We start from the raw sequence: 19187 nt of genomic DNA, 5'->3' as shown, positions 1-19187 counted from the left end.
AAATTCCCCGATTTTCGGCTGATTTTGCTCAATGGGTCTGCACTTTGGTGGATCGACACGTACACCGTCATTGTTGCTCGGCGATCAGTCAGCATTGGATGGGCGGTTGTTGCTCAAGTGGGCGATCTTGGGCCGGTGAAATGGTAGGGAGCGGTGTGCCCGCATCGGTATTGAAGCTGCCAGTGGCGCGCCTCCGCGACAGAGCTTGTTGCTGATCGGGTCGTGCACCTCATCAGTGACGATGCACCCGTTCTGATCGGGTGTAATGCCCACTGATCGGGTGTAATGCTCCATAACGGGTGCAGCTCTCAAAATTTCGCACGTAATTCTATTCAGAGTCCTTCAGAATTTGAAATCAGAACGTTGAAATTCCGCGCTTTCTGGGGTATTGCAAATTTGTGGTGTATAGGAATTACGTGCGACATTGTTCGGTAGCTCAGTGTGGTCGAGGAGGTGGAACTAGTTGGCTGCTGCGCCGGTAGAGCTGTCCTTGATCCAGTCATAGGCAACGCGCTGCGTACCGTTGGCGACAGTGATCGTGCCGCACTCGCGGAATCCGAAGGACTCGAGCGCGCGCCGCATCGGAGCGTTGTCCTTGTGGGTGTCGCAACGCAGGTAGTCAGCGTGCTCAGCTGCGAAGCTGAAGATCGTCCGAGCAACACCGCGTCCGCGCACCGCCGCCACACGGTGAATCACGTGATAATCGGCATCAGAACGCCACGCGCCGTCAATCTCGGCGTACGTCTCGTCCGGACCTGGCGTGAAGGTGAAGACGGCGAGAGGTCCATCCTCGTCGGTGATGAGGAAACAGTGCTCGCTCGCGATGTCTGCCTCCGCATCGATCCGCCCTGGGTAGCAGTCAGGCCACTGGGTTGCGTTCCCATTCTCCCGCATGAACGCGCGAGCGTGCTCATAGGCACCTTCGATGAAGGCGATGTCTGAGCGGGACGCGAGTCGAATCTGCATCCCCCAATGATAGGAGGTGTTCGTGGCCCCTCCGATAGGTGGTGGCCTGGGCCCTATGGGCGGAGTGGTAACCCGATTGGTAGTAGTGGTGGCAGCGCGCCCAGGCTGTCACCTAAAGGGTTAGCGTGCGCATCAAGGGGTTAGTGTGCGTATCAAGGGGTTAACGTGCGCGAAGAGGGGATAAGGCCCTCAATCATCGGGGTGATCCAGAGTGTGTGCGGTGACACGCACAGAGTCTTTGGTGGCGTGGCACAGGTGGAGCCAGTCGGTGGGTGTGACGCCCAGTGATTCCTAAAGGGGCATCACTCATCTCCCTCGTGACACAGATGCGATCGACGAGTGAAGATGGTGCGCGTTAAGCGCCGCATCACCGGATGTGTCGCGAGGTCATAGGGACACAGCTCTCCGACTGTGGCTGCAATGCTCGCAGCAGCAACGCTGTACCCGCCCGTCCGTGGCGTCTCCCGCAAACGGTGCCCCGGCCTCGTTCGTGGGTATGAACCTGGCTAGACTGGCTCCCATGACTGAAAACGCGCAGCTTGTTGTGACCCTGTCCTGCCCGGACCGCCCCGGTATCGTGCACGCCGTGACCGGCGTGATTGGTGGGTCCGGGGGCAACGTCATCCAGTCCCAGCAGTTCGGCGACTCCGACACGGGTACCTTCTTCATGCGCGTCGAGGTCGACTCCCCGAAGGGGCGCGCGCCCATCGATGAGGGCCTGGCTCGCGTCGCCGAGGAATTCGCCGCCACCTACCGCGTCGACGACCTGGGCCGCAAGCTGCGCACCATCATCATGGTCTCCCGCGAGGGCCACTGCCTCACTGACCTGCTGTACCGCCAGCAGACGCAGGGCATGCCTATCGACGTCATCGCGGTCGTTGGCAATCACCCGGACCTGGCGCCCGTTGCCCAGTTCTATGGCGTCCCCTTCCTCAATATCCCCGTCACGAAGGACACGAAGGCCCAGGCGGAGCGCCAGCTCCTCGACCTGATCGCCACCGAAAACGTTGAGCTCGTCGTCCTGGCGCGCTACATGCAGATCCTCTCCGACGAGGTCTGCCGCGCCATGCAGGGCCGCGTCATCAACATTCACCACTCCTTCCTGCCCTCCTTCAAGGGTGCGCGCCCATACGCGCAGGCCCACGAGCGCGGTGTGAAGCTCATCGGCGCGACCGCTCATTACGTGACCGCCGACCTCGATGAGGGTCCGATCATCGAGCAGGACGTCACCCGCGTCTCCCACGCCGACTCGACGCCGGACATGGTGGCCCTCGGCCAGGACGTGGAGCGCCGCGTCCTCGCCCAGGCCGTCCGCTTCCACGCGGAGCGTCGCGTCCTCATGAATGGCAACCGAACGGTCGTCTTCTCGCGCTGACGCCCTCCCGAGGGAGTCAAGACGAGGCCGGGGCGCGGTCCGCGCGCACACTGAGCCTGACCGCCCGACCGGCGCGTTGGCCTCGTGACGCCCGGCTGGCGTGTCGCAACCTCTAACAAGGGTGTGTGCGGCCATGCGGTCACATTTACGCGATATGACGCGCTTGCGCGGACCGTCTTGTCACTTGGTGGGCAAGGTTCAGACGTGATCTTTCGGGCATTTAGTGGGTAAGTGTCGCATTGACCGCCTGATAAATGGCACACTTGTTACGTGGACGAAACGACTCAGCAACGCACCCCCATCACCGGCTACGTGCCCGGGGGTTTTGACATGTTCCACCAGGGACACCTCAATATCCTGCGCGCCGCGCGTGAGCGCTGCGATCGCCTCGTCGTCGGCGTGACCTCGGACGAGGCCCTCATCCGCATGAAGGGCCGCGCCCCCGTCATTCCGCTCAAGGAGCGCTGCGACCTCGTGTCGTCGCTGCGTTTTGTGGATGCGGTTGTCGTCGACCTGGACCAGGACAAGCGCCTCGCGTGGCGTCTCCAACCTTTCGACGTCCTCTTCAAGGGTGACGACTGGAAGGACACTCCGAAGGGCGCCGCGCTCGAGGCCGAGATGGCTGAGGTCGGCGCGCGCGTCGTCTACCTCCCGTACACGCCGTCGACGTCGTCGACGAAGCTGCGCCGTTTCATTGCGCCCGAGGACTTCTCTGACGAGGCCCCGGCGAAGCACAGCGACCAGGCGGCGGAAGGGGAAGCGCAGTGAGCCTGCCCGTCGTGCTTGAGCCGGGTTCCTCGTGGGGGACTCGCTTTAGTGCTTACCGCTCCGCGCTGGCTGCCGCGCAGAAGCCGGGCGCGGGTGTTCCCGCGTACATGCGCTGGGTGAACCGCGGCGCTGCGCGCGTCGTGGCCGCCGCCTGCGCGGCCTTCGGCTGGACGCCGAACTTCGTCAGTTTCGTTTCCGTGTGCTTCTCGACGCTGGGCCTCATCGTCCTCGTCACGCTCGAACCCACGTGGTGGACGGGCCTCATCGTGGGCACGGCCCTCGCGGTTGGCTTCATGTTCGACTCCGCGGACGGCCAGGTCTCGCGCGTCACGGGCGCTTCGTCGAAGACGGGCGAGTGGGTGGACCACGTCGCCGACGCGTTCCGCTCTCCGGCGATCCACTTCTGTACCGCCGCTGCGGTTATGATCTACCGCCCTGAGTCGTGGTGGCTGGCCGTCGTCGCGCTCGTTTACGGATGGGTGACGTCGGGCCAGTTCATGAGCCAGATCCTCGCCGAGCAGTTCGTGCGCGCGGCGGGCCGTAAGCAGACGCGCGGCGGGAACCTGCGTTCCTTCGTGCTGCTGCCCACCGACCCGGGAGTGCTGTGCTGGTCCTTCGTGCTGTGGGGCTTCGGCGTGCCTTTCATGGTGCTCTACACGTTCCTCGCAGTCATCGCGGTTGCGCATTCCTCGATTTCGCTGCGCCGTCGTTTCCGCGACCTGCGCGCCCTGGACGCGGCCGCTAAGGAGGCCGCCAAGCAGGCCGCCAAGCAGGCCGCCACGCAGGGGGAGCCCCGTGCCTGAGCTGTCCGTCCTGCTGCCTGCGCGTAACGCGGCGGGCACGATCACGCGCGCCGTGGCCTCGACGCTGGCGGCCATGCCGCGCGACGCCGAGCTGGTCGTCGGCAACGACTCGTCGTCTGATTCGACTGTCGGCGAGGCGATCCGTGGCGCGTCGCGTGGGGGAGTGGTCGATCCTCGCCTGCGCATTGAGGACATCACCCCGGGCGAGGGCGGTGTCTCTCGTGTTCTCACTCAGCTCATGGAGCGCACCGACTCGCGCCTCGTGGGTCGTATGGACGCCGACGACGTGTCCCTCAAGGGCCGCTTCAAGCGCACGATGCGCGCCATCGAGCGCGGCGACGACATGGTCTTCACGCAGATGATTGAGCTGCGCGGTTCCCGCCCGGTGCTCCGTATGCCCTACGAGATCACGCCCGAGGACATGGGCTGGCACCTGCTGCTCACCAACCCCGTGTGCCACCCGACCATGCTCGCCACCCGCGAGATCATGGACCGCGTCGGCGGCTACCGTAGCGTTCCCGCCGAGGACTACGACCTGTGGATGCGCGTGGCGTCCGCGGGCGGTCGAATCCGCCGCATCGCGCCCTGGGGTCTGCTGTACCGCATCCACCCGGGACAGGTCACCGGAAACGCCTCGTGGCGCTCGGATTCGTGGAAGAATCCCGAGCAGGCGCAGGCCTTCGCTGACCTTTCGGTGTCTCTGACGGGCCAGGAGCTGCCGCGCCTGGTCTCGCTCGTTTCGCTTCCTCGCGACGAGGCCGAGCGTGAGCTCGACCGCTTCGTTCAGGTCTACACTCAGGGGGTCGCGTCTCGACCCGCATCGTCTCGCCGCGCTCTCGAGCGCCGGCTCAATGCGCGCGCCGCGTGGGTGCGCTCTCACCTCCAAGGAGAACAGTCATGATCCTGACCCCTCCGCCCACGGGCGGCCAGCAGATCCTTCGTCACGCGCTGGCACGCCGCTGGACCTCGATCGTTGCGGGGACCGTGGCCGGCCTGGTCGTAGGTGTCGCAGCCGCCTTTGGTGTCCCCGCGTCGCACTCGGCGACCGTGTCGATGACCGTGACGTCTCCGTCGATCACCCCGGCTCCCGCCGTGCGCGCCTCCCTGTCGAACACGACGGACATGGTGACCGAGCAGGGCATTGCGAAGTCCGCCGCCGTCCTCGATGTCGTGGCTGCGCGCCTTGGCAATGGTGTCACTGCCGAGGAGCTTCGTTCCAACATGGAGGTGTCGGGCGACACGAACGGCACGATCGTCAAGATCGAGTACGTGGCTCCCACGCGCCAGCAGGCCGTCGATGCCGCCGACGCGATCGCCAACGCCTACCTGACTGAGCGCACCGCCCTCGTCGAGCAGCGCGCCGACGAGATGGCAGCCGGCATCAACGAGCAGATCGAGGCCCTCGAGACCGAGCTCGCCTCCCTCCAGCCCCTGACCGACGAGGACGGCAACACGAAGGACAACCCGCGCGCCGCCGAGATCCGCACCGAGCTGACCAAGCTCGCGAAGGATGCCGAGCAGCTCGCCCCCTACCACGCCACCGCTGGCCGCGTCATCACCCCGGCCGCGGCCTCGAGCGACGAGGTCTCGCCCTCGAAATTCCGCCTGATTCTCATCACGACCGTGGTCGGCCTCTTCGCCGGCCTGGTCCTGGTCCTCATCCGTGAGACCCGCTCGCGCTCCCTGGCCTCGCCCACGCAGCTTGCCGACCTGACGGCGCTGCCCGTGTGGAGTGCCGAGGAGGGCGCCCCCGAGCCGTGGCTCGCCCCCACCCGCATGCTCGCGATGGCGATCGACCGCGATCACTGGGTTGACCTGATCGTCGATGCGTCCGATCCGCAGGCCCGCGACCTGCACCGCGTCCTGTCCGCCTCGCTGGCCGAGACCCGCGTGCCCGCGCCGCGCCTCATCGACATCAACCAGCCCCTTGCCTCCCTCCTCGACGAGGTGCGCCCCTCGCGCCACGTCCTCGTCGCCGTGCGCAAGGGCCACGACCTGAAGGCGCTGCACGCCCTCCTCGATGAGCTGGCGATCATCAACCGCGAGGTGAACGGCTTGATTTACCTGGGTGACCAGGTGGCCGCGCCCGCCTCCGCTCCGACTACTCCCGCTCAGTCGGCTGAGGTCATCGAACCCGAGGCTGAGGAAGAAGCCACGGAAGAGACTTCCTCGGAGAAGGGCAAGAAATGAGTGCCGAGGAGACCACCGCAGCCGACCACAAGGCCGCCTCCATCTGGCACGTTGACCGCACTGCGCGCGTCTCCCAGCTGATTTCGGGCGACCCATCGGATCCGCGAGCGCTCGTGCTCGTGCGCGACAACGGCCGTAACTCGGCGTTCGTCGACATCGAGGGCACGGACCATCCGGAGACCGATCCGCGTGTGCTCGAGGTCGAACCGGCCCCTGCGCGCGGCTGGGAAGAGGGCGCTGGCGCCGACGTGGACGCGACCGTCGTCATGTGCACGGTCGGCTCGTGCGACATGCTCGAAGACGCGGTGTGCGCCATCCTCGCGCAGGATCACCAGCGTTTCACGCTCGTCGTGGTGGATAACGCGCCACACACGGGCCTGACGCGCGAGAAGCTCGCGGGCATCGACGATACGCGCCTGAGCATCGTCTCTGCGTCTCGTCCCGGCCTGTCTCGCGCCCGCAACCGCGGCGTACTGGCTGCTCGCGGCGAAGTCATTGTCTTCACGGACGACGACGCGATCGTCGACCCGCACTGGCTGACCGCCATGATCGACCCGTTCACGGCCTCGCCGTACGTGGCTGCGACGACAGGTATCGCGCTGCCCCTGGAGCAGCGCTACGCGCCCCAGCGGTGGTTCGAGTCGCGCGGCGGCTTCCCCAAGGACATGTCCCCGCGCGTGTGGTGCGTCGGTGATATCCCCGAGGGCCTGGAGGTCCTGGGTGAAAAGGGTGACGGCGGCCCGCTGTTCCCGATCACGACGGCCCGGGTGGGCGCAGGCGTGTGCATGGCCATGCGTCGCGACGTCCTCATGGAGGTCGGCCCCTTCGATCCGGCGCTGGGCGCCGGCACCTCGACGCGCGGCGGTGAGGACCTTGACATGTTCGCGCGGATCCTGGCCACGGGCGACGTCATCATCCACACGCCCGACGCTCTCGTGCACCACCGTCACCGCGTCGACGAGGCCGGCCTGGATAAGCAGATCCGCGGCAATGGCTCGGGTATGGCGGCGCTCCTGACGAAGGCGATCATCGCCAAGCCCTCCGTACTCGGTACGCTGGCGACTCGTGTGCCTGGCGTCCTCAATCGCGTCAAGCCCGGTGGCGCTCGCGTCGCCGGTACCGACGAGGACGTGCCCGGCTCGCTGACCAAGTCCGAGATCAAGGGCTTCCTCGAGGGCCCCTTCCTCTACCTGTCGTCGCGCACGCGCAACAAGCTCGGCGCCCCGCGCCAGGCCGAGCGGGCCCCCGCGCAGGATAGCGTGACCGCACCGAGCAGCGCTGAGGAGGCCCAGGCCTCATCCGCGACGGAGGCGACCGGCGAAGGGAACGGTAACGCGTGAGCCCACGCCGAGGACTCTGGGCCAAACCCGCCCCCGCCCAAGTTGGGCCGTTGCGAGAGGACGCGCAAGATCTGCCTGCGTGGCCCTTCGTTGTGGCCTATTCGGCGTACTTCCTGTGGTGGGTTCTCGGCTCCGGTGACCTGATGTGGCCGCTGTTCGCGTCGATCATGCTCGTGTTCATGATCGGCCGACACGGCCTGCGTTTCCCGCCCGGATCCATCCTGTGGGTATTCTTCCTGGCGTGGGTGCTGGCCTCGATGACCATGCTCGACACGGGCGGGCGCGTCATCGGCGCGTTCTACCGCTTCCTGCTGCATATCTCGCCTGGCATCTTCGCGGTCTACGCCTTCAACGCACGCAAGTCCCTCAGCGTGCGCACGATCGTAGGCACGATGTGGGGCTTCCTGGCATCGACCACGATCGGCGGCTTCATCGCCATGGCGGCGCCGACGCTGCGCTTCACGACTCTCATGTACTACCTGGTGCCGCGAGCCCTGCACTCCAACGACTTCGTCAAAGAGTTCACGAAGCGCGCGACCACCCAGTGGACCCCGTCGTCGTGGATCCTCTCCGACCCGCGTCCGTCGGCCCCCTTCATCTACTCCAACACCTACGGCAACGTCTACTCGCTGATCTTCCCGCTCGCGCTCGTTTTCGCCTACGTGCTGTGGCGCGAGCGCTCCAAGTGGCGTTTCATCGTGGCGGCCGTGTGCGCTCTGTCGGTCATCCCGGCAGCCGCAACGCTCAACCGCGGCATGTACATCGGCCTCATCGTCATCGTCGTGTGGGTGGGTTTCCAGCGCCTGCGCGCGGGAGCTTGGCGTACCGTCCTGGGTATCGTCGCGGCCATCGTCGTGGGTGTGATCGCGTGGCTCGCCACGCCGGCCTCCCAGTCGCTCCTTGAGCGCGTCGCGGCCTCCTCCTCGACGGAAGACCGCGCCTCCAACTACGTCGAGACGCTCTACGAGCTCCAGCAGTCCCCGCTCCTGGGCTTCGGCGCCCCGCGTCCCTCAGCCTCGCCGTGGCTGCCCTCCCTGGGCACGCAGGGCCAGTTCTGGACGGTCATCTTCTCCTACGGCCTGGTCGGCCTGGCGCTGTTCCTCGCCTTCTTCCTGCGCATGTTCCCGCGCATCTGGCGAGCCACGGACGTGTACGGCTCGATCCTGGGCGGCATCATCCTGGCGACCCTGGTGGAGCAGTTCTACTACGGCATGAACACCGGCCTCATGATCTCCGTCGTCGCGGTGGCGCTCCTGTCGCGTCACCTCGAGGAGGAGAGTGATCCGATCAAGCGCGCCGAGGCCGAGCGTGACGGCCGCGCGAACGCCGGTAGCGTCGCCGGGACAGTCCGCGCCGAGCGCGCGGTGCGCATGGGGCAATGGACAAGCCCCGCCGCGAACGACGGGGCTTTTGCCACTCACATGCTTGCTCGACTCAACAAGTCGGGTCGTCGGGGAACGAGAAGCCGGACAGCTTCCACGCGCCGCCGTCCTTCACAAACAGAAAATAGGTGAGGGCGCGGGTCATGGTCGTGTCGTCCGTCAGCGCAGTTCCCGCGTCGTTGAGGACACGAACGTTGGACGAGTCGACGCACGCCGAGACCGTGACGTTTCCGGCACCGTCATCGCTGAGGATGTGCACGTCCTCGAGGGTGGGTGAGCCGGTGGTGCGGGTGCCGTCCCTCGTCCACTCGAGAGCCTGCGCGTCGAACTCCTCCAGCGCCGAGGCGGTGAGCACGGAGGACAGGTCGGTCGCACGAGCCTGCTTGGGATCCGTGTACGCGTCCCATAGGGTGTTCATGACGAAGGTGGCCTGTCCGGTGGCCTCGGCGTCCGTGGCCAGTGAACCGGATTCGTTCGCGGGCCCCCCCGACTGCGGGGTGATGGTCTTCGCGACGGACTGTGGGATGTCGGACTGCGGGTCCTCTTCGGCGCTCTGCGCGCTGGACGCCGCGGAGGCGGCCATATCTGTCTCGGAGGAGCCCGTCAGGCGCAGGAAGCCGGCGATGACGAGCGCAATGATGAGGAGAATCGCGGCTGCCAGCAGGCTCTTCTTGCGGGCAGGGGAGAGCGAGTTGATGAAGTCCATGTGTATCCCATCGGTAGGTTATAGAAAAAGGCTACCGCGCGGTAGCGGGAAGGTTGATCATGAGTGAGGCAAATCAAGCCAGGCGTTCCCTCGCGCGTGGGGGCATCGTCGGCTTCGTTGGAGCGGCGGCCTCCGCGGTCCTGGGCTTCGCGTTCACGATCATCCTGTCGCGCATGCTGGGTGCCGAGGGCGCGGGTATCGTCACCCAGGCAACCGGCGTCTTCGCGATCGTCATGGCCCTGGCCAAGGTGGGCCTCGACTCCACCGCCATCTACCTGATGCCGCGCCTATCTTTGGATGCGCCCGAGGAGATCCGCGCGACCCTGTCCTTCATGGCCTCCATGACGGTGGGCGTGTCCACCGTGTGCGTCCTCATTCTCGAGGCCGTGGCTCCCCTGATCTGGAACGCCGAGGTTGCGGCGTCCACCCGGGCCGTCCTGTGGTTCGTACCGATCGGTGCCCTCACCCTGGTCGCATCCGCCGCCCTGCGGGCGCTCGGCAACATGCGCGAGTACGTCCTCATTCAGAACCTGCTGCTGCCCGGCCTGCGCCCCCTCCTCGTTGCGCTCGCGGCCGCGTTCACCGGGTCGCTGGCCTTCGTGTCTGTCGCCTGGGCGCTGCCCTTCGTCGTCGTCCTCGTTGCCGCGTGGTGGCTGCTGCTGCGACACATGCCCTCGGTGGCCGACTCGGTGGGTCGCTGGCCGACCGCTCAGCGGCGTCGTCAGGTCGTGTCCTTCGCGCTTCCTCGCACCCTCACCGCTGGTCTCGAGCAGGCGCTGCAGTGGCTCGATGTCCTCCTCGTCGGTCTCCTGGCGGGTGATGCGGCCTCGGGCATCTACGGTGGCGCCATTCGCTTCATTCAGGCGGGCATGGTCGTCGACACGGCTTTGCGGGTCGTCGTCTCCCCGCAGTTCTCAAAACTCCTGCACCAGGGTAAGACGAAGGAGCTGCGCGACCTCTACAGCACGGCCTCGATCTGGCTCGTCCTGTTCGCGGCCCCCATCTACGCCCTCATGGCGATCTACGCGCCCGCGCTCATGCGCATCCTCGGTGACGGCTTCGCTCCCGGCGCGAACGTCCTCGTGGTCCTGTGCATCGGCTCCATCGTGACTTTCATGGCGGGAAACATTCACTCGCTGCTCATCATGAGTGGACGCTCCGGGTGGGCGGCGGTCAACAAGATCGTGGTCCTTACGCTCAACGTTGTGGGTAACGTCATCTTTATTCCGCGTGGAGGAATGGTCGCCGCGGCGATCGTGTGGGCTGTGTGCATGGTGCTTGACGCGGCCATGGCGACCATTCAGGTCTCACGGTTTATCGGTGTGACACCGAAATTGTCGGAAGTGGTCAAGCCGATCCTTGTTGTGGGCGTGTCTGCGGTGATTCCGGGCGGGTGTATAGCGTGGTGGATGGGGCGCGACGCTTTCGTTGCGACCATTGTCGGATCGGCACTCTCGGTCCTGGTTTTCGCTTGTGTTTGCTGGGTGTTGAGGGATCGTCTGCACCTGTCGGGACTTGGGTCCCTAGCGAGGCGTCGCAGGGGGTAGGAATGGGATGTGTGGTGCACCTGTGAAAGTCTGACGTGACCATTCGGTTGATTGAGCGGGGATTGTTGTGTAATTATTTATGCAACAAGTTTCTGTTCCCTCCGAAAGGTCGTGTCATGGCTTCTGTGATTTCGCGCCTTGCAATCCTTGCAACTGCGCCGATTGTCGCCTGCGCTTCCCTCGCGCTCGCTCCGATGGCTCACGCTGTTGGCACAGGTCAGGGAGATTCTGCACCCGGTCAGGCTATCGTTCACGACGGTTCGAGCGCCGCGACTGCCGCCGCGTCGTGCTGGGACATTAAGCAGCGGAATCCTGAGGCAGCGGACGGTGCCTACTGGCTCCAGACTCCCGCGATGGATCACCCCGCTCAGTTCTTTTGTGACCAGACGACAGATGGTGGCGGCTGGGTCATGATCGGCCGCGGCCGTGAAGGCTGGGAGGCCTGGAGTGGCGGCAAGGGAGATCCCGCGAAGCTGACCACCCGTGGGCGTGACGCGAGCGCTTTCGACGTCGTTCAGCTCTCCAATGACACCGTGAATCAGTTGCTCAATAACGTGCCGGTTAAGGATCAGGCCGACGGTATGCGCGTCATGCGTTCGTCGAGCCCCTCCGGACATTCCTACCAGTCGTTGGATATCCGCTTCCAGAAGATGACCGACTTCGTGTGGCCTTTCAAGATGGCACATCCCATCAGTATCTCGATGGACAAGCGCGGCCCAGTCAGCGACATCATGTGGAACACCTCCGGCTACGATCAGGGCTGGAACGCCCTGCAGGTCTACCCGTCTGCCCGTACCGGCTGGCAGATCGGCTGGGGCTATGGCCCCGTGGCCGCCAGTTGGGGTGGCGACGTCACCTCCCGTGGCTCCTTTTTGCGCAAGTCTGGTCAGACAGTGTTCCCCTACGCGGAGGCTTACATGCGTCCACGCCTGAGCTCCGAGGGCGCGTCGTTCTCCCGCATCTCCGATGAGGGACTTCCGGCCAGCACCGTCACTCGCGCCGTCTCGCAGTACGCAGCCAAGACCTCGTGGGGCGTGACCGGAAACATCAATGGCTCCTATGCCGAGGGGAACATCCAGGTCCAGGCCTTCGCCCAGGTCGGCTCCACCATGTACGTCGGAGGTAACTTCACCGGCGTCAAGCAGGGCGACAAGGGCACCGAGATCTCCTCGCGCGGCCTCGCCGCCTTCGATGTGGCGACGGGCGACTTCACCGGCCAGACCTTCAACTTCAACGGCCAGGTCAAGACGCTCCTCGCCTTGCCCGACGGCCGACTCCTCGTCGGTGGTGACTTCACGCAGGTCAACGGACAAACTCATGTCGGAACCGCCGTCATCGATCCGTCGACCGGCGAGGTCGACTCGTCGTGGAACCTGCAGGTCTCGAATGCTCTTCGTGGTGGTGCTGTGAGCGTGCGTTCGCTCGCCTACTACGATGGCAACGTCTACATTGGTGGATCCTTCACGCATCTCAGCGGTGGTGGTCGCTCCAAGGTTTACGCCCGAAACGCCGGACGTGTTGACCTCTCCTCGCGCCCCGACCGCTCGTGGAACCCCGAGATTAACGGCTCGGTCCAGGCTGTGGGCGTCTCCGAAGCCAACAGCTCCTTCTACGCCGGCGGCCACTTCACCAAGGCTCACGGCACCGAGCGTGCCTGGTACGCCGCCAAGTTCTCCACTCAGCCCGGCGCCGCCCAGGACACCTCCTTCGTGTTCGAGCCCTCGACGACCACCGCAGGCAAGTACCAGCAGACCATCACGACGGCCGGCAACCGCGTGTACATCGGCGGATCCGAGCATTCGCTCTTCGGCTACGACGCCGGCTCCAACAAGCGTGTTTCCGGCTCCGTGACCTTCAGTAGGGGTGGCGATCTGCAGGCCAGTACCGTGTCCTCGAAGGGCATCATCTATGCGTCTTGCCACTGCTCCGATGCCTCCTACCAGGACATGTACTTGTGGCAGATGGACTCCAGTTGGTCGCGTGTCGACGAGATCAAGTGGGTCGGCGCGTGGGACGCAGCCACCGGCGAGAACCTGAAGTGGACTCCCTTCGAGCTCTCCTCGCGCCGCAAGACCGGCGCCTGGGCGCTGACGACCGATAACTACGGCAATCTGTGGGTGGGCGGCGACTTCACCCTCTCCCACACCGATGCCACGCGTACCCAGTGGAACGGCGGCTTTGCCCGCTACGATAGCCGCGACAACGTCGCGCCCGAGGCGCCCTCCTACCTGCGCTCCTCCGCGTCCAACGATTCCACCGTGACCCTCGCCTGGAAAGGCATCGCCGACGCCGTGTCCTACGAGATCCTGCGCGACGATCGGCCGATCGCCACCTCCGAGACCACCACCGTCGAGGTGCCGCGCGGCGGCGAGAACCGCTACTTCGTGCGCGCCGTTGACGCCGAGGGCAACCGCTCCGCAACCACCGCGGTCTACACCGCCCCGGCCCCCGGCCAGGTGGACGCCTCCAACCCGGTCCTCCTCGAGGCCGGTGCGACGTGGAAGTATCGCTCTGACGCCAGCGCTGCCCCCGAGAACTGGGCCCAGGCCTCGTTCGACGACTCCGCGTGGCCGACCGGCGCAGCCCCCCTGGGCTACGGCGATTCCGCGATCGCGACCCAGATTGCCGCCAAGGGCTCGCGCCCCGTGACGACCTACTACCGCACGCACTTCCGGGTCGCCGACGCGAAGGGCCTCAAGGGTGTTAACGTCAAGTACCTGGCCGACGATGGCGCCGTCGTCTACATCAACGGCGTTGAGGTGGACCGCACCCGCATGGGTGCTGGCACGGTGAGCTACACGACCCGTGCCGACGCCGCTCCCAACTTCGCTGCGGCCTCTGCATCGCCCTCCGAGATCTTCGTGCCCGCGTCGGCCCTGAAGACCGGTGACAACGTCATCGCCGTGGAAACGCACGTCAACTACATGCGCACCGCGACCGTGGCCATGCAGGCCTCCATCTTCCGCGTGGAAGGCACCCCGGACGACAACAGCTCCGTTCCCTCCGGGCCCAGCACCGAGCCGACCGACGCGACGCAGCCGATCAACGCGGCCTCCGTCAAGTCCGGCACAGTCATCCACACTGGGGACGAGTGGAACTACTGGACCTTGACGGATGCTCCCGCCTCCGACTGGGCCACGACCGGCTCCCTCCAGCGCTGGAACCGTGGCTCCGGCCCGATCGGCTGGGGAGACTCCGCCGTGGTAACCGCCCTCGATATTGCCAAGAAGGATCGTGCGATCACGTACTACTTCGCGCGCGACATCGACCTGGGCCCGATCACCCCGAACACCACGCTGACCGTCAAGGTGCGTGCGGATGACGGCGTCGTCCTGCGAGTCAATGGCAAGATCATCGACACGAAACGTATGTCCGATGGCAACATTACTCACACCACCTACGCGAACTCGGCCGTGAGCGCCGCCAAGGCAGCCTCCGATCTGCTCGAGGTCACCATCCCCGCCAGCCTCTTGACGAGCGGCGTGAATCGCATCGGTGTTGAGGAGCACCTCAACTACAAGGGCTCGCCCTCGATGACCTTCGATCTGAACGCGACTCTTGTGAAATAAGGGAAGAATCGTTCTTCTTCGCCCGCGTTTGTGTGAGGCATGAGCCAGAGAGAACCGTTCATTCCAGCTCGTGAATCGTGCTGACAAGTCAACCCCCACCTATTTGGCGGGGGTTGACTTATATGTGGTAAACGGCTCCCACCTGGTCCTAACCAAGTGGTTGAGCGGTGGCAATTATCGTGACACTATAGAAGTAACCATTTACACGATACCTGTGAGGACCCCATGAGTTTCATGCGCCGTTGCTTGGCGCTCGGACTGGCATCAGTGACCAGCCTGAGCGTGCTGGCGTTTTCCCCGGCTGCCCACGCCGCCACCGACCCGCTCCACGATGGCCTGAGCGCGGCCACGGCCGCGGCCTCGTGCTGGGAAATCAAGCAGAACGACCCGCGTTCCCAGAACGGAACGTACTGGCTGCAGACCTCCACCATGGACGCGCCCGGCCAGTTCTTCTGCGATCAGACCACTGACGGCGGCGGCTGGGTTCTCATCGGTCGTGGCCGTGAAGGCTGGGAGACGTGGAGCCAGGGACAGGGCGACCAGGAGAAGCTCAAGACCCGTCCGCGTACCGCCGGTGACTTCGAAGTCGTGCAGGCCTCACACCAGACGGTCAATGGGCTACTCGGCGGCACCTCTGTCTCCGACCTTGAGGACGGCCTCATGGTCCAGCGTGCCTCGAACCACACGGGCACCGCCTACCAGACCGTGCGCATGCGCTTCCCGAAGATGCGTGACTTCATCTGGCCGTTCAAGAGCGCTCACCCGGTGGATGTGAAGTTCAACCACGAATGGTGGGTCCAGGGCGGCATTGTGTGGGCAGGCTTCGGTACCAACACCTCCTGGGGCTACGTCAACCTCGTCGCCTCCGCGCAGAACAAGTACACGCTCGGCTGGGGCTACGGCCCCCTCGCCACCTCCTGGTACGACACGTCCTCCTCGACGTCATACTTCCACCGCAACGGCTCGATCATCAACCCCTACGCCGAGGCCTACGTGCGCCCGCAGCTGCGCTCCACGGACGCCAGCTTCCGCGCCATCGGTGACGGTGGGACGCCCGCCAAGATGCAGAAGGCTACCGCTTCCGAGTTCGCGTCCCCGATGTCTTGGGGCGTGGCCGGCAACCTCAACGGTTCCGTCCAGGAAGGTAACATCCAGGTTCAGGCCTTCGAGCAGATCGGCTCGACGATGTACGTGGGCGGTAACTTCACCGGCGTGAAGAAAGGCAAGAACGGCCAGGAGATCGCCTCCAGTGGTCTCGCCGGCTTCGATGCGACGACGGGGGAGTGGAACGGTCAGACGTTCTCCTTCAACAACCAGGTCAAGGACCTCGTTGAGTTGCCCAACGGCAAGCTTCTCGTGGCCGGCGACTTCACAAAGGTCAACGGTGAGACCCACGTTGGCACCGTTCTGATCGACCCTGCGACCGGCCAGATCGACCCGTCGTGGACCCTGCAGGCGCGCACCGGCACCAACGGTGGCCGTGTCTCGGTCAAGTCCATCAAGATCATCAACGAACACATCTATCTGGGCGGTATCTTCACGCACTTCCAGGGCAACGGCGCGTCGTGGACCTACGCCCGTAACGGCGCCCGCCTCGACATCAATGGCAAGCCCGACCGCTCGTGGAACCCCGAGTTCAACGGCTCCGTCATCGATATCGACGTCGACGAGAACGAGGCCTACTACTACGCGGCCGGCTACTTCACCCGAGCCCACGACCGCGTCGTCGAAAACGCTGGCCGCCTGTCCACGGCAGCCGGCGCCGAACTCGACCAGTCCTGGACCTTCCGTCACTCCTACCTGATCGGCAAGTACCAGCAGACCGTGACGGCCGCCAACGGCCGCGTCTACTTCGGTGGCTCGCAGCACTCGCTCTTCGGCTACAACTCCGACACGATGACGCGCACCTCGGGCTCCATCACCATGTACAACGGCGGTGACCTTCAAGCCAGCACCCGGTCCGCCACTGGCGTCGTCTACGCGTCGTGCCACTGCTCCGACTACGCCTTCCAGGATGCCTACCAGTACCTGACGCTGGGCACCACGTGGACGCGAGCCGACGAGATTCAGTGGGTCGGCGGCTGGGACGAGGCCACGGGCCGCCAGCTCGGTTGGACCCCCTACCGCCTCGGCTCCCTGCGCTCCAGCGGCGCGTGGGCCCTCGAAATGGCTGACGACGGTGCCCTGTGGGCCGGCGGCGATTTCAACTACTCCTACACGTCGCTGACCTCGGGCCAGTGGTCCGGTGGCTTTGTGCGCATGCCCGCCCGCAATGCCACCGCCCCCGCGGTTCCCGCGAACCTGCGCGCCTCCGACGGCAACTCCAAGGAAGTCACGCTCAAGTGGTCCTCCGTGCCCGGTGCCGTCTCCTACGACATCCTGCGTGACGATCGTCCGATCGCCACCACGACCTCGAACTCCGTGACCGTTCCCTTGGGCGGCAAGAATCGCTTCTTCGTGCGCGCGGTGGCCTCCGACGGCCTGCGCGGTGCCTCGACCCACGTCTACACGGTCGACTCCAACGGCAAACCCGCCCAGCCCGACGGTGCCACGCTGCTCGTCGACGAGGATGACGCCTGGGCGTACCACTGGTCGACCGATCCGGTCGCCGAGAACTGGGCCCAGACCTCGTTCGACGACTCCGCCTGGAGTCGCGGTGCCTCGCCGATCGGCTACGGTGGCCCTGGAATCAACACGACACTGACCCCGGGCGCGGCCAAGAACCGCCCTGTCACCACCTACGCGCGCATCAACTTCACGGTCGCTGACCCGACCGCCATCGTCGGCGTGAACGTTGCCGTGACGGCCGACGACGGAGCCGTGGTGTACGTCAACGGCAACGAAGTAGCCCGCCAGCGTATGGACGATGGAACGGTTGACGCCTCGACCTTCGCGAACGCGTCCGTCTCGACGCCCGCCGCGCGCGCCGACCGACAGCTGGTATTCGTCCCCGCGGACAAGCTGGTCGCCGGTACGAACACGCTGGCCGTCGAAACGCACCTGAACTACCGCTCCAGCTCGTCGATGACCATCGACGGTATGGTCAAGGTCGTCACCAAGGGCGACGAGCCTACTCCGGAACCCGAGCCCGAGCCCGATCCGGAGCCGGCGCCCCAGCCGCAGCCGGACCTTCCGCTCACGCCCGACCCGGACAAGCCCCTCGAGGTGCTCGATGTCTCCGCGATGAACCTCGGTAACTTCCTGTACCCCGGCATGTACTGGAACTACTGGAACTCCAAGGAAACTCCGGACCCGGCGTGGAACTCCACCGCCGACCTGTCCTCGTGGAAGCACGGCGCCAGCCCGCTTGGCTGGGGTGACCGTGACGCCGGTACGCCCTTCACGCTGCCGGCAGCGGACCGAGCCATCACGAACTACTTCGTGCGTGACGTCAACTTCGGTACCCTCAGCGCTGACTTCGAGGTCATTCTCAACGTCCGCGTTGACGATGGTGCAGTCATCTACATCAACGGCACCGAAATCAAGCGCGTGAACATGCCCGAAGGCACGATCGACGCCAGTACGCGAGCCTCCTCCAACGTGGGCCTCGCTACGGCGAAGAACAACATTGTGCGCATCGCGGTGCCTCGCAAGGTGCTCAGGGACGGCGTCAACCGTGTCGCGGTTGAAACGCACGCCAACTACGCGAATGCGGCATCCGTAACCTTCGATCTCAAGGCAAGCCTGGTGAGGTGATCTCCATGACCGCGACGTCAACTCCCGCCGGCGGCGAGGCTGAACCCGAAGCCGCCGGCGCGGTCGGCGCCCCCGCGACCGATCCCGCGTTCGACGCGATGGCACAGCGCGTGCTCACTCGAGGGCACACGACCACGTGGCTCAACCACTGGTCCCTCCTGCATGCCGACTTCCGTGCGCTTGCCCGCATGCACACCGTCGGCTTCGATGGGACCCTCCTGCAGATGCGTCTGCGCGCAGCAGGCCACGAGGTCGCCCGCACCTCTGCGGACCTCGTCCTGCCGCACGTCTTCGAACGCCTTGAGGATGGCACCCGCATTACCCTCATCGGGGCTGTGCCCGAGGCCGGTCAGGCCGCAGCCGAGCGCCTGCATCGCTTCGATGTACAGGTCATTGACGGGTATGAGGGGCTTCGTCGGCTGAAGGCCGATCCTTCGGTGCTCACTGCCTTCGATCCGCGCCTCGTGATCGTCGGCCTGGGGGCCGGCCTCCAGGAGGTCGTCGCGTCGTTCGTTCTCGACCTCCTGCCCGAGGTATCCGTGTGCACTGCGGGCGGTTGGATCGACCAGTACGCGCGCGCTGCCGACGACTATTTCCCGACCTGGGTGCACGCCGCCCGCCTCGGGTGGGCCTGGCGCATCGCGCACGAGCCCAAGCGGCTCATCAAGCGCTACACCGTCGAAGCCCTCGACTTCGTCGCTCACGCGCCCGAGCTCATCTCGCGGCTCGAGGCAATGGGTAGCTTCGACGATCTCGGACTGGTCGGTGGCGTGACGTTCGCTGACCGAGGTTGACGCTAGTCGTTGTGGAGGAGGCCGGACCCGCAGGGGTCCGGCCTCCTCCAC

Annotated in this window: 13 protein-coding genes; 11 read left to right on the top strand and 2 right to left on the bottom strand. The window is 65.5% G+C overall.

Translation table 11 applies throughout. The annotated features are described in order from the left end of the window. Positions 1-459: 459 nt before the first annotated feature. On the bottom strand, positions 460-966 hold the full coding sequence (locus ACTODO_RS01000) for a GNAT family N-acetyltransferase (RefSeq protein ID WP_003790366.1): 507 nt from the start codon (positions 964-966) through the stop codon (positions 460-462). A 520-nt stretch (positions 967-1486) separates the two neighbouring features. On the opposite strand from ACTODO_RS01000, the gene purU reads away from it, so the two are divergent. From purU to ACTODO_RS00965, 7 genes are all read left to right on the top strand, one after another. After that, positions 1487-2341: a formyltetrahydrofolate deformylase gene (gene purU, locus ACTODO_RS00995; RefSeq protein ID WP_034511763.1), complete on the top strand. Its 855-nt coding sequence runs from the start codon at positions 1487-1489 to the stop codon at positions 2339-2341. A gap of 270 nt (positions 2342-2611) precedes the next feature. Then, the gene (locus ACTODO_RS00990; RefSeq protein ID WP_003790362.1) at positions 2612-3109 is read left to right on the top strand and encodes an FAD synthase family protein; all 498 of its coding nucleotides are present in this window, start codon (positions 2612-2614) and stop codon (positions 3107-3109) included. Next, a complete protein-coding gene (locus ACTODO_RS00985) occupies positions 3106-3912 on the top strand; it encodes a CDP-alcohol phosphatidyltransferase family protein (RefSeq protein ID WP_003790361.1) in 807 nt (268 codons plus the stop codon). Before ACTODO_RS00990 ends, ACTODO_RS00985 begins: the two co-directional genes overlap by 4 nt. Beyond that, positions 3905-4813, top strand: a complete 909-nt coding sequence (locus ACTODO_RS00980; protein WP_003790358.1) for a glycosyltransferase family 2 protein — start codon at positions 3905-3907, stop codon at positions 4811-4813. The genes ACTODO_RS00985 and ACTODO_RS00980 overlap by 8 nt, the downstream gene beginning before the upstream one ends. After that, a complete protein-coding gene (locus ACTODO_RS00975) occupies positions 4810-6102 on the top strand; it encodes a YveK family protein (RefSeq protein WP_003790356.1) in 1293 nt (430 codons plus the stop codon). Before ACTODO_RS00980 ends, ACTODO_RS00975 begins: the two co-directional genes overlap by 4 nt. Then, positions 6099-7442 carry a glycosyltransferase family 2 protein gene (locus tag ACTODO_RS00970; RefSeq protein ID WP_003790354.1) on the top strand — a complete coding sequence of 448 codons (1344 nt, stop codon included), beginning with the start codon at positions 6099-6101 and terminating at the stop codon, positions 7440-7442. The genes ACTODO_RS00975 and ACTODO_RS00970 overlap by 4 nt, the downstream gene beginning before the upstream one ends. Beyond that, positions 7439-8956, top strand: a complete 1518-nt coding sequence (locus tag ACTODO_RS00965) for an O-antigen ligase family protein (protein WP_034511759.1) — start codon at positions 7439-7441, stop codon at positions 8954-8956. The genes ACTODO_RS00970 and ACTODO_RS00965 overlap by 4 nt, the downstream gene beginning before the upstream one ends. On the opposite strand, the gene ACTODO_RS00960 is transcribed toward ACTODO_RS00965, so the two are convergent. Continuing rightward, complete coding sequence (locus ACTODO_RS00960) at positions 8877-9530, bottom strand: hypothetical protein (RefSeq protein ID WP_034511757.1); 654 nt, start codon at positions 9528-9530, stop codon at positions 8877-8879. The two genes, ACTODO_RS00965 and ACTODO_RS00960, sit on opposite strands and share 80 nt — an antisense overlap. 59 nt (positions 9531-9589) lie before the next feature. On the opposite strand from ACTODO_RS00960, the gene ACTODO_RS00955 reads away from it, so the two are divergent. The 4 genes from ACTODO_RS00955 (at position 9590) to ACTODO_RS00940 (ending at position 19136) form a co-directional block, all read left to right on the top strand. Continuing rightward, positions 9590-11077, top strand: coding sequence for a flippase (locus ACTODO_RS00955; RefSeq protein WP_003790348.1), 1488 nt, complete (start codon positions 9590-9592; stop codon positions 11075-11077). 116 nt (positions 11078-11193) lie between these two features. After that, the gene (locus ACTODO_RS00950) at positions 11194-14646 is read left to right on the top strand and encodes a fibrinogen-like YCDxxxxGGGW domain-containing protein (RefSeq protein ID WP_003790345.1); all 3453 of its coding nucleotides are present in this window, start codon (positions 11194-11196) and stop codon (positions 14644-14646) included. 225 nt (positions 14647-14871) lie between these two features. Next, positions 14872-18342: a fibrinogen-like YCDxxxxGGGW domain-containing protein gene (locus ACTODO_RS10920; RefSeq protein WP_003790343.1), complete on the top strand. Its 3471-nt coding sequence runs from the start codon at positions 14872-14874 to the stop codon at positions 18340-18342. A 5-nt stretch (positions 18343-18347) separates the two neighbouring features. After that, positions 18348-19136: a WecB/TagA/CpsF family glycosyltransferase gene (locus ACTODO_RS00940; RefSeq protein WP_431312117.1), complete on the top strand. Its 789-nt coding sequence runs from the start codon at positions 18348-18350 to the stop codon at positions 19134-19136. Positions 19137-19187 lie beyond the last annotated feature (51 nt).

The sequence above is a fragment of the Schaalia dentiphila ATCC 17982 genome (genome assembly GCF_000154225.1).
In the GTDB taxonomy this organism is placed as follows: Bacteria; Actinomycetota; Actinomycetes; order Actinomycetales; family Actinomycetaceae; genus Pauljensenia; species Pauljensenia dentiphila.
Note: the sequence above shows the minus strand (reverse complement) of the source record. Positions and strands in the feature narration are given on the sequence as shown.

Excerpts from the sequence above, each read along its gene's own strand:
- ACTODO_RS00940 (WP_431312117.1), top strand. The coding sequence starts at position 18,348 with ATGACCGCGACGTCAACTCCCGCCGGCGGCGAGGCTGAACCCGAAGCC.
- purU (WP_034511763.1), top strand. The coding sequence starts at position 1,487 with ATGACTGAAAACGCGCAGCTTGTTGTGACCCTGTCCTGCCCGGACCGC.
- ACTODO_RS00960 (WP_034511757.1), bottom strand. The coding sequence starts at position 9,530 with ATGGACTTCATCAACTCGCTCTCCCCTGCCCGCAAGAAGAGCCTGCTG.
- ACTODO_RS00950 (WP_003790345.1), top strand. The coding sequence starts at position 11,194 with ATGGCTTCTGTGATTTCGCGCCTTGCAATCCTTGCAACTGCGCCGATT.
- ACTODO_RS00955 (WP_003790348.1), top strand. The coding sequence starts at position 9,590 with ATGAGTGAGGCAAATCAAGCCAGGCGTTCCCTCGCGCGTGGGGGCATC.
- ACTODO_RS00975 (WP_003790356.1), top strand. The coding sequence starts at position 4,810 with ATGATCCTGACCCCTCCGCCCACGGGCGGCCAGCAGATCCTTCGTCAC.
- ACTODO_RS00970 (WP_003790354.1), top strand. The coding sequence starts at position 6,099 with ATGAGTGCCGAGGAGACCACCGCAGCCGACCACAAGGCCGCCTCCATC.
- ACTODO_RS10920 (WP_003790343.1), top strand. The coding sequence starts at position 14,872 with ATGAGTTTCATGCGCCGTTGCTTGGCGCTCGGACTGGCATCAGTGACC.
- ACTODO_RS01000 (WP_003790366.1), bottom strand. The coding sequence starts at position 966 with ATGCAGATTCGACTCGCGTCCCGCTCAGACATCGCCTTCATCGAAGGT.